The organism is Actinoplanes sp. NPDC049802 (genome assembly GCF_040656595.1).
Taxonomy (GTDB): domain Bacteria; phylum Actinomycetota; class Actinomycetes; order Mycobacteriales; family Micromonosporaceae; genus Actinoplanes.
The window spans coordinates 1-11,035 of the sequence record NZ_JBFAMR010000048.1 but is presented as its reverse complement, the minus strand read 5'-3'; the positions used below and the strand labels follow the sequence as shown (position 1 = coordinate 11,035).

The window sequence follows — 11,035 nt, the reverse complement described above, 5'->3', positions numbered from 1 at the left end:
GGTGTGTCGGTGGGCGTGGGTGGCTCCGGAGTCTCGACTGGAGCGCCGACCGGCAGGTCTGCCCGGGTCGTGGGCGGGTCGCCAGGAGTGGCTTCGGTGTCCGGCGTTTTGCCGGATGTGGTGTTCAGCCACTCGTCGAGGGTTTGCGGGCGGCGGGTCCCGGCCACCGCGGGTGGCACGTCGCCGGGAGCCTGGGAGCGAGAACCGCCCGGCCGGGTGGTGGCCGGTCTTCCGGCCAGCCAGTCGTCGAGGGTCTGCGGGCGCCGCTGACCGGTCCGGTCGGCGAGCGGATGGGGGAGCGTGGCGTCCGGGTGTGCCGACGTCTCGTAACCGGTCGCGAAGAGAGATTCGTCCGGCTCCGCGGGATTCGCCGCCGCCGATGGCGTCGTTTCCGGAGTGGTGTGGTGGTCCAGCCAGGAGAACGGGGCGGAAACCGGCGCGGTGAGGTCGGCGAGCCTCGGATCGGAGCGCCAGAAGAACGGGTCCAAGGCCTCGGCGTCGGACAGGATCGGCGGAGACTGGGCCTGAGCGGTCCCCACAGGCTCGTCGGACGGAACCGTCCCGGCCGACAGTTCGCCATGAATCGCCGGTTCGGCGTGGGTCGTGTTGAGTGGCTCCGGTTCGGCGTGGGTCGTGTTGAATGGCTCCGGTTCGGCGTGGGCCGGTGTGGACGCCGCCGGATCGTATCCGGTGCCGGGTTCCGCTTCGGTGGGCTTCCCGCCGGTCGCAACCCCGGCGTCGGCGTAATCGGCCGGAACCGCCCCGGACGTGTGCTCGCCGGTTTCGGGCAGGGTGCTGAGACCCTGGTCGTCCGGGGCGTCGACCGTCTCGACGGGGATGGCGGGCAGGTGGATCGCCTGGGTGGCCGAATCGTCGGCCTCCGGTGCGGAAGCGGGGGCTTGCTCCGGCTCCGGGGCGTGGAGGTGGATGACCTGGGTCCCGGAGACGCCGAACTCGTCGAAGGTGGGTTCGAGGGTGGGCACCTCGACCTGGGTGGCCTCCACCCCGGCGGCGAGGGTCGCCTCCACCTCGGCCCAGATCGCCTCGGAGTCGGGCTGCTCGGGTGTCGCGGTGCCGCCGGGCTCGGTGAGGTCGGTGGGGGCGAGTTCGGCGGGTTCCAGTTCGCCGCGCGCCACGCGGGAGAGGTCGGCGGAGAGGGGGTCGACCCCGTTCGGTGCGAGGGCCACGACGGCGGCGAACGTGATCGGCTCCTCCTCCGGCGGCGTCGGCGTCGTGCCGGCTTCGCCGGACGCGGGAAGCCCTTCGGACGCGGGCGGAGCGGCGGCCGGGATGCTCGCGGAGGTGAGCGGATCGCGCTCCGGGGAAGGGCCCAGAGATTTTGCCGGAGAGCCCTCCTCGGCGGCGTGCGCGGGCGCCAGGACGTCCGCGGCATCCGGCCGGCCAGTGTCCGCCGAGGGCTCGGACAGGCCCGGGGACGCGGATTCGTCGCCATCGAGCGAGGAGTCCGCGAGTTCGGAAGAAACGAAGTCCGGCGAATCGGCTTCGGAGGACGCGGAGTCCGCCGCGTCGGAGGACACGGGCTGCTGCGCGTCGGGGGAGAGGGAGTCCGCCGCGTCGGAGGACACGGGCTGCTGCGCGTCGGGGGAGACCTCAGGGGAGACGGAGTCCGGTGCGTCGGGGGACACGGGCTCCAGAGCGTCAGGAGAGAGGAAGTCCGGTGCGTCGGCTTCGGGAGAGGCGGAGTCCTCCGCTTCGGGACCGGGCGAGACCACGCCGTCCTCCGGCGAGGGCGCTTCCTCGGAGGTGGCGCCGGTGGGCGTACCGGAAAGGGTGGGAAGGGCGACGGTGGCCGAGGCCGGCAGCGGGAAGCCGAAGGGCGACGTGCCGTTCTCCTTGGCGGAGATGTATTCGAGGTACGCGTCGTAGTCGAGGACGACGGTGTCCGGGGAGGAGGAGAGCGCCGCCTGGGCGGGTGCGGCCGGCAGCGCCCGGGCGACGACGGTGCCGTCGATGGCCGGCCGGTACGCGTGACGCCCGGTCGGTTCGTCCTCTCCCGCGTGTTCGGCGAGCCCGGCCCGTTCCTGAAGCCGCCGCAACGGCCCCGGCGCCCACCAGGAGGCGTCGCCGAGGAGTCCCAGCACGGATGGCACGAGTAGTACCCGGACGACGGTCGCGTCCAGCACCAGCGCGATGATCATGCCGACGCCGATGAAGCGCATCGTGCTGATCGACGACAGTGAGAACGCGCCGGTGACGACGATGAGCAGCAGGGCGGCCGCGCTGATGACCCGGCCGCTGCGGCTGAGGCCGAGGGTGACCGCCTCGTTGGTGGTGGCGCCGCGCGTCCGGGCCTCGACCATCCGGGAGAGCAGGAACACCTCGTAGTCGGTGGAGAGGCCGAACACGACGGCGGCCATCAGCACGACGATCCCGGCTTCCAGCGGGGTGGGCGTGACGTCGAGCAGCGACGCGCCGTGCCCCTCCTGGAAGATCCACACGAGGGCGCCGAAGGTGGCGCAGAGGCTGAGCGCGCTCATCACGACGGCCTTGACCGGCAGCAGGATCGAGCCGAAGGCCAGGAACATCAGCACCAGCGTGGCCCCGACCAGCAGACCGATCATGAGAGGCAGCCGGGCGCCGATCGCTTCGAGGCTGTCGACGTTGCGGGCGGTGACGCCGCCGACCAGCGTCTCGGTGTTGGCGGGCGGGGGGAGCGCGCGCAGGTCCTCGACGGTCTGCCGGGCGTCGGCGCTGAACGTGCCGGTGCCGTCCAGGGTGGCGGTGAGGACCACGACGTCCTCGCCGTTGCCGCCGGTCACGGCGACCTCGGTGACGCCGGTGACCTTTCCGGCCGCGTCGGTGAAAGCTTTGACGTCCGGTTTCCGGCCGCCCGTCGCCTTGACGACGATCTGTACGCCGTCCGAGCTGAACTGCGGAAAGTCCGCTTTGAGGGTCTCCACCGCGACGCGGGACGGGTCTCCGGCGGGGAGCTGGCGTTCGTCGTTCTCGCCGAAGCGGGCGTCGGTGATGGGCCACGCCAGGACGAGGAGCACGATCAGGATGGGCACCGCCACGGCGACCGGCCGGCGCAGCACCCGTGCGGCGAGCCGTTCCCAGCCTCCGGTGCTGGTCCGCGACGCGAACGGCAGCCGGACCGGGAGCCGGTCGACGCGCGGACCGAGGACCGCGAGCAGGGCCGGCAGCAGGGTGAGCGACAGCAGCATGGCGAGGAAGACGGCGGCGAGCCCGCCGTACGCGAGGCTTTTCAGGAAGCTCTGCGGGAACAGCAGCAGCCCGGCGAGGGCGGTCATCAGCAGGGTGGCGGAGAAGACGACGGTGCGGCCGGCGGTGGCGACGGTCCGGCGTACCGCTTCGGCGGTGTCGTGGACGGCCTGTTCCTCCCGGAACCGGCCGACCATGAACAGCCCGTAGTCGATCGCCATGCCCAGGCCGAGAAGGCTTGCCACGTTGACCGCGAACGAGTTGACCTCGTAGTGCAGCGCGACCAGGTGCAGGACGCCGAGGGAGCCGAGGACGGCGCAGCCGCCGATCAGCACCGGCAGCGAGGCGGCGACCAGCGAGCCGAAGATGACCAGCAGGAGGATGAGGACGATGGGCAGCGACACCATCTCGGCGAACGCCAGGTCGTCGGTCGAGCGCTCGGAGGAGGCGTGCGCGAGGGGGATGCCGCCGGCGAGCTGGACCCGGGCGCCGGGCACGGTGAAGGAGTCCTCGATCTCGGCGTACGACTTCATCTTGTCGGCGTCGTCGGCGCCGGCCAGGGTCACCACGGCGATGCCGCTGGACCTGTCCTCGGCCGCGAGGGTGGGCGCCTTCTTGTCCCAGTACGAGGTCTGCGCCGTGACGGCCGATCTCGGCAGCGAGGCGAGGCGTTCCTTGATCCGCTTGCTGAGCGCGGCGTCGTCGATCGTGCCCTGTTCCGGCGTGTAGATGGCGATGACGTCGCCGCTGCGGCCTTCGGTGGCGGCGGCGACCACCTCGGCGGCGCGGGCCGACTCACTGTCCGGGTCGTTGTATCCGCCCTCGGTGAGCTGCCCGAACACGCCGAAGCCCCACAGGCCCGCCCCGAGGACCGCGACGAGCGCGACGACGAGGACCGGCCACCGGAGGCGGGCGATCCGTGATCCCCAGCCCGCGAACACAGGTTTCCCCTTTCGAGTTTCTCCGATTGACGCAGGTCAGCTCAATGTCGCGGCCTGCAGCGCGACCCCGCCGCATGTTTGGTCGAAGGTCGCGTCGGTGATCCACCTGACCGAGATCTTGCCAGTTCCGGACACCCGGCAGGAGATGACATAGGCAGCGGTCATCCTCCAGCGTCGGTGGCAGAGCGCTAAACGATCTCATCCCGTAGGTCCCGGGTGAAGAGGGGGAGCCGGGTCGGGACCTTACGGTTGATCATCCCCCTCGGCGATTCGGGGGAGGTTCTCCACCGGCTGCATCCCATCGTTGAGTAGCGTGTCCGGAGTTTCCGACACCTAGGGGTTTACGAATGAACGACAAGAAGCGCCGGGGTCAGGCCATCGCCGGAGTGCTGAGCGGCGCGCTCGTCTTCGTGGTGCTGGTGGTGGTGTTCTCCGTGGTCCGCGACGGCGGCGACGCCCCGGAGCCGTCGCAGGCCGCGTCGGCCCAGGCGGCCGCCCCGGCGCCGCCCGCGTCGGTGGCCCCCGCCTCCGGTCCGGCTGCCCTCACCCAGGAGCCCGACGTCAAGCCCGGCACCGGCACGGTGACCGAGCTGACCGTCAAGGAGCTGGTGCCGGGAACCGGTGCGGCGGTCAAGGCCGGGCAGACCATCACGGTCAACTACAAGCTGATCTCCTACAGCACCGGCCAGCAGATCGACTCGTCGTGGACCAACGGCGTGTCCCAGCCGTACGTCACCCAGATCGGTGTGGGACAGGTGATCCAGGGCTGGGACAAGGGCATCCCGGGGCGCAAGGTGGGCAGCCGGATCCAGCTCGACGTGCCGGCCGCCCTCGCCTACGGCCCGGAGCGGGGCGACCTGCGGTTCGTGGTCGACATCCTGTCCGCGAAGTGACCGCCTACAGTTCGGTGACGATCACTTCGAGCTGACGGGGCCGGCCGGCCGGGCCGGGACGCTCCTCGACCGTGAACTTGAGGTCGCGCAGCGCGGTGACCATCTCGTCCACCGTGCCCGGTGCGGCGCCCTCGACGGCGAGCGCACGGACCAGGCGGCCCTTGGTGGCCTTGTTGAAGTGGGACACCACGGACCGCCTGGCCACCCCGTCGACGATCCGCTCGTGCAGGATCTTGACGACGGCGGCGTTCTCCGGAGGCGCCCACATCGCGGCGTACGCGCCGGAGCGCAGGTCCAGCACCGGCGTTCCGGCGGTCGCCGCGTCCAGGGCCGGCCGCAGGGCCTTCTTCCAGTACGCGGTGAGCCCCCCGATCGCCGGCAGGGTGACACCGACCGAACAGCGGTAGGCCGGGATCCGGTCGCCGAGGCGGACGGCGCCCCACAGCCCGGAGAAGACGATCGCCGACGCACCGATCCAGGTGCGGGCATCGTCCGGCAGGTCGCCGGGGTTCAGCGCCTCGTAGAGGACACCGGTGTAGATCTCGGACGCCGGTGCGGCGCTCGCCGACTCCAGCGACGCGTTGCGGGCGAGTTCGTCGCGCTGCCCCTCGCTGAGCCCGAGCACCGCCAGACTGTCCGCGACCGACCGCGCGCTGCTCCGCGCGCAGAGCGCCACCAGCTTCCTCAGCACCCGGGTACGCGCGGTGGTCAGCGACGGCAGCCACAGCGACGACGGGTCGACGGGCGCGCCGGACGTGGCAGGTGTCTTGCCTTCGGAGGGCGGGAGCAGGATCAGCACGGGCGGAACATTAGCCCGTGCCCCGCCGAGGGCGTCGCGGCCCGCCCGTCAACTCTCGACGGTCACGGTCGTCCGGACGCTGGCGCGGTCGATGTCGCTGACCCGGATGGTGAAGGTGATCTCGTACGTGCCGGGCAGCGGGAACGACATCGAACCGAGGGCCTGATTGCCGGCCGGGAGCGGGGCGAGCGGCTGCGCGACCGCCTCCAGCGCCGGGTCCAGCAGCCGGGCGGTCACCTGCCACTCCTCGGCCCGCATCGGCGAGCCGTCCAGCGCGTAGAGGTACGCGTGCACCGTGTTGTACTCGCCCAGCTCCACCGGATAGATGTTGAACTGGACCGCGTACAGGTCGCTGGTCAGCGTCTCGGACTTGCCGGCGCCGGTGATCGCCCGGTCCTGGGCGGCCGCGATCCGGCCCGGGTCCACCTGCACCAGCACCGAGCTCAGCCCCAGGATCAGCACGGTCGCCACCACCTCGATCCCGGCGAGCCCGCGCAGCCCGGTCCCGCCGGACCACCGTCTCACCGTCCGGCGCGCGCCGGCCGCGACGGCCAGCACCACGGTCAGCACGCCGAGTTTCGCGCTCAGCAGCAGGCCGTAATCGGTCTCCCAGAGCGCGCTCACCCGGCCCAGCTGGATGACCGACTGGGCGGCTCCGGCCAGGACCAGCCACAACACCGACAGGGCGGCCCACCGCGACCAGACCGGCAGGATCACCCCGAGCACCCGCCGCTCGGTCCGGCGCAGCAGGAAGACGGTCAGCGTGACCAGCCCGCCGATCCAGACCGCCATGGCGGCCATGTGGATCACCCCGGCGCTCACCGTCACCACCGGCAGCGGGGCGGCGACGGCGTGCCCGGTCAGCGGCCACGTCGTGAGCCCGGCCGCGGACAGCCCGAGCACCGCGTACGCCCGGGCCCGGCGCGACTCGGCCCGCGGGCGCGGCCTCGGCGCGGGCGCCGGTTGCGGCGCGAGTGTTCCCTCCCCGACCGGAACGGGCCGGGGCGCGGGCGCTCCCGCCCCGACCGGAACGGGCCGGAGCGCGGGGGTTCCCGCCCCGATCGGAACGGGCCGGGGCGCGGTCTGCGGCACGGCCACGGTCCGTCGTGGCCGTCGCAGCAGGGCCGGCAGGAGTACGGCCAGCGCCGCCAGAATCGCCAGCCGCCCCAGCAGCAGCCAACCGAACCGGCTGGACAGCACCTCGCCCAGCTCGACCGAGCCGACCTGCCACAACGCGGCACCGGAGCCCTGTTGTGCCTGGGCGCCGAGCGCGCCGACGGTGGCGAACGCGGTCAGTCCCAGCCCGATCCGGACGGCGAGCAGCGGGCCGCGCCGGGATCGCGACCGCGGCCAGAGGAACGCCAGGAACAGGGCGGGGCCGGCGATCAGGGTGAGTCCGGCGTACCCGATGGTCTTGAGAACGGGGATCGCGGCGGTGACCGACGGATGTGCCCCGGCCGCCTCGACCGGCGCCTCGGGGCGTGCCGAGGGCGCGCCCACCGAGAAGGTGATCGCGCCGCCGACCGGATGGCTGTCCGCCGAGATGACCCGGAAGCTGACCAGATAGGTGCCGAGCGGGTGCTCGGCCTCGCGGATCGGGATGCGCACCACCGTCCGGTCGACCGTCACCTCCCCGGAGATCCGTTCGCCGTCCGGGGCGATCACCTGCACCCGGCCCTCGACCGGGGTGACCGGCTCGCTGAAGGTCACCGTTACCTCGGACGGCGCGGAGTTGTTCAGGCTGCCCGGCGCGGGGCTGGCGCCGACCGGCGCGGCGTGCGCGGCGGCCGGCGCGGCGGGCAGGGCCAGCGTGCCGGTGAGCAGGACGAGCAGGAACAGTAAGACCCGGGTCACATGAGGTAGTTCGGATCGGCGTGGGGAAAGGTTCAAGGAGGGCGTGTGGATACGATCCGTGGCAGCGCCCAGATCCGTCCCCGAGGGAGCCGTCATGCCCAATCATCCCCGCGCCGGAAAGCCGGCCGAACCGGCCGACCTGATCGACGTGCCCAAGGTCATCTCGCGTTACTACACCGAGCATCCGGATCCGGGGCGGGCGGGGCAGGGCGTCTCCTTCGGGACGTCCGGGCACCGCGGGTCCAGCCTGCGGACCGCGTTCAACGAGGATCACATCGCCGCGACCAGCCAGGCGATCGTGGAGTACCGGCGCGAGCAGGGCACCACCGGCCCGATCTTCCTGGGCCGTGACACGCACGCGCTGAGCGAGCCCGCGATGATCACCGCGCTGGAGGTGTTCGCCGCCAACGACGTGACCGTCCTGATCGACAGCCGGGACGGTTACACGCCGACGCCCGCGCTGTCGCACGCGATCCTCACCCACAACCGGTCGGCGCGGGCCAAGGCCGACGGTGTGGTGGTGACGCCGTCGCACAACCCGCCGGACGACGGCGGCTTCAAGTACAACCCGCCGGACGGCGGGCCGGCCGGCACCGACGCCACCGGGTGGATCCAGGACCGGGCCAACGCGCTGATCGCGGCGGGGCTCAAGGACGTGCGGCGGGTCACCGCGGCCGCGGCCCGAGCCTCGGAGAGCGTTCAGGGGTACGACTACCTCGCCACGTACGTGGACGACCTCCCGTCGGTGGTCGACATCGACGCGATCCGCGACGCCGGGGTGCGGATCGGGGCGGACCCGCTCGGCGGGGCCAGCGTGGCGTACTGGGGCGCCATCGCCGAGCGGCACCGGCTCGACCTGACCGTGGTCAACCCGCTCGTCGACCCGCGGTTCGGCTTCATGACCCTGGACTGGGACGGCAAGATCCGGATGGACTGCTCGTCGCCGTACGCGATGGCCTCGCTGATCGAGCGCAAGGACGCCTTCCAGATCGCCACCGGCAACGACGCCGACGCCGACCGGCACGGCATCGTCACCCCCGACGGCGGCCTGATGAACCCGAACCACTACCTCGCGGTCGCCATCGCCTACCTCTACGCGTCGCGGGACGGCTGGCCGTCCTCCGCCGGCGTCGGCAAGACCCTGGTGTCCTCCTCGATGATCGACCGGGTCGCCGCCGACCTGGGCCGCCGTCTCGACGAGGTGCCGGTCGGCTTCAAATGGTTCGTGCCCGGCCTGCTCGACGGGTCGATCGGCTTCGGCGGCGAGGAGAGCGCCGGCGCGTCGTTCCTGCGCCGCGACGGGAACCCGTGGAGCACCGACAAGGACGGCCTGCTTCTCGACCTGCTGGCCGCCGAGATCCTCGCGGTGACCGGCAAGACCCCCAGCGAGCGCTACCGGGAGCTGACCGCCCGGTTCGGTGAGCCCGCCTACGCCCGGATCGACGCCCCCGCCACTCCCGCGGAGAAGGCGATCCTGGCGAAGCTGTCGCCGTCGCAGGTCACCGCGTCGTCGCTGGCCGGCGAGGAGATCACCGCGGTGCTGACCACCGCCCCGGCCAACGGCGCGGCGATCGGCGGCCTCAAGGTGGTGACCGGGTCCGGCTGGTTCGCGGCCCGCCCGTCCGGCACCGAGGACGTCTACAAGATCTACGCCGAGTCCTTCCAGGGCCCGGAGCACCTGGCCCGGATCCAGGAGGAGGCCAAAGCGGTGGTGTCCGCCGCACTGTCCGGCTGACTTCTCCTCAGATTCGAGGCTCCGGTGCCGACGAGTAGACCGTAAGGAGCGACTACCGGGCAGGAGCCGAACCGCGCCGATGAGCGAAACCGAGAACGCCGGCGTCTCCCGGCCATGGTCGGGAGGGCTGGCGCCCGTGCTGGTCGCCGTCTGGGCCGTTCTCGGGGTCGTGGCATGGCTGCTGGTCCGCGGTGCCGACGAGGTGTTCCTCGGCTATCTCGGCGGCCCGGTCGCGATGGCCGCCGGTGTGTCGGCCTGCCGCCGGATCGCCCGGGCGGGCCGGCTGCCCGGCCCGATCCGGGTGTTCTGGAACCGGATGGAGTACGGCGGGATCGGCCTGCTGGCGGGCGCGGTCGCCGCCGCGATCTGGGCCAACAACGACACCGGCATCGATCTCGTCATCGGCGTCCCGCTGCTGGCCGGCGTCGGCCTGATGATCGTCGCCTTCCTCCGGCTGCCCGGCCCCACCCGGAACGCGGCCGCCTGGAGCCAGGTCGTGCTCGACGGCTGCACGGTGGCCGTCGCGAGCGCCCTCGTCTTCTGGTACGTCGTGCTCGCCCACGCCCCGGCCGGCACCTCACTGGGCACCCGCGTCGTGGCCGCGGTCGTCGGCGTCGTCGGGGTGCTGCTGGCCGTGACGGTCGGCAAGGCCGCCGCCACCCCGGAGACGGTCGTCGACGGGGCCGCGCTGCGGACGCTCATCGCCGTCCCGATCGCCAGCGTGGTCACCCCGATGGTGCTGGTATCCGGCGGCGACTGGTCCCGGATGGCGCTGTCGGTGCTCGCCCTGCCGATCGTCGGCGTGGCCCTCAGCACCGGCGCCTACCTGCAGCGGCGTGCCCTCGACCGGCCCGACGGGCAGACGGTGTCGTACCCGACCCGGTCGGTGTTCAGCCTGCTGCCGTTCGTCGCGGTCGCCGCCACGGCCGGCCTGGTCGTCGGCGTCAGCGCCCAGGACATGAGCGCCCGGCAGCTCACGGTGATCATCGGCGCGCTGCTGATCGCCGGCTGCGTCGTCGCCCGGCAGCTGCTCAGCTTGCGGGAGAACACGCTGGCGCTGCGCGGCATCCGCCGTCAGCAGGCCGAACTGGAGCGCCTGGCGCTCAGCGACAACCTGACCGGGCTGCCGAACCGGGCCCGGTTCACCGTGGCGCTCGCCGAACGTCTCGGCGCCCACCAGCCGGCCGCCGCGCTGCTGATCGACATCGACGACTTCAAGATGATCAACGACACGCTCGGGCCGGCCGCCGGTGACCAGATGCTCTTCCAGGTGGCGCAGCGGCTGCGGGCCCAGTGCACGGCCGGGGAGATGCCGGTCCGGCTCGGCGGTGACGAGTTCGCCGTCCTGCTGCCCTTCGACGACCCGGCCGCCGCCGAGGCCGCCGCCGGGCGCGCGCTCCAGTCCCTCGCCGACCCCTTCACCGTCGGTGACCAGCACCTGCTGGTGCACGCCAGCGCCGGGATCGCGATCGCCGAGCCCGGCGAGACCGCCGACGAGGTGCTGCGCAACGCCGACATCGCGATGTACGCCGCCAAGGCGGGGGCTCGCTGGCCCGCGCGGCCGCGGTGTTCGACGCCCACCCTCGGCTCGGCCTGCTCACCGCCACGGTCCTGATCGGCCCGGAGGCAC

The 11,035-nt window shown here is 72.5% G+C and carries 6 protein-coding genes; 3 read left to right on the top strand and 3 right to left on the bottom strand.

Annotated features, from left to right (window positions below; translation table 11 throughout):
* A partial coding sequence (locus tag AB0I88_RS27780) for an MMPL family transporter (protein WP_361030707.1) occupies positions 1–4,124 on the bottom strand: 4,124 nt, incomplete at its 3' end.
* A gap of 347 nt (positions 4,125–4,471) precedes the next feature.
* Between AB0I88_RS27780 and AB0I88_RS27775 the strand changes: the two genes are divergently transcribed.
* A complete protein-coding gene (locus tag AB0I88_RS27775; RefSeq protein WP_361030704.1) occupies positions 4,472–5,017 on the top strand; it encodes an FKBP-type peptidyl-prolyl cis-trans isomerase in 546 nt (181 codons plus the stop codon).
* Positions 5,018–5,021: 4 nt separating this feature from the next.
* Here the strand turns inward: AB0I88_RS27775 and yaaA are convergent, their stop codons facing one another.
* Complete coding sequence (gene yaaA, locus AB0I88_RS27770) at positions 5,022–5,816, bottom strand: peroxide stress protein YaaA (protein WP_361030701.1); 795 nt, start codon at positions 5,814–5,816, stop codon at positions 5,022–5,024.
* A 48-nt stretch (positions 5,817–5,864) separates the two neighbouring features.
* Positions 5,865–7,670: a copper resistance protein CopC gene (locus tag AB0I88_RS27765; RefSeq protein ID WP_361030698.1), complete on the bottom strand. Its 1,806-nt coding sequence runs from the start codon at positions 7,668–7,670 to the stop codon at positions 5,865–5,867.
* 94 nt (positions 7,671–7,764) lie between these two features.
* Between AB0I88_RS27765 and pgm the strand changes: the two genes are divergently transcribed.
* Both pgm and AB0I88_RS27755 read left to right on the top strand, forming a co-directional pair.
* Complete coding sequence (gene pgm, locus AB0I88_RS27760; protein ID WP_361030695.1) at positions 7,765–9,405, top strand: phosphoglucomutase (alpha-D-glucose-1,6-bisphosphate-dependent); 1,641 nt, start codon at positions 7,765–7,767, stop codon at positions 9,403–9,405.
* A gap of 79 nt (positions 9,406–9,484) precedes the next feature.
* The gene (locus tag AB0I88_RS27755; RefSeq protein WP_361030692.1) at positions 9,485–11,020 is read left to right on the top strand and encodes a GGDEF domain-containing protein; all 1,536 of its coding nucleotides are present in this window, start codon (positions 9,485–9,487) and stop codon (positions 11,018–11,020) included.
* The last annotated feature ends 15 nt before the right edge of the window (positions 11,021–11,035 follow it).

Bases quoted from the DNA above. Each gene is read 5' to 3' on its own strand.
- AB0I88_RS27775 (WP_361030704.1), top strand. From the start codon at position 4,472: ATGAACGACAAGAAGCGCCGGGGTCAGGCCATCGCCGGAGTGCTGAGC.
- pgm (WP_361030695.1), top strand. From the start codon at position 7,765: ATGCCCAATCATCCCCGCGCCGGAAAGCCGGCCGAACCGGCCGACCTG.
- AB0I88_RS27755 (WP_361030692.1), top strand. From the start codon at position 9,485: ATGAGCGAAACCGAGAACGCCGGCGTCTCCCGGCCATGGTCGGGAGGG.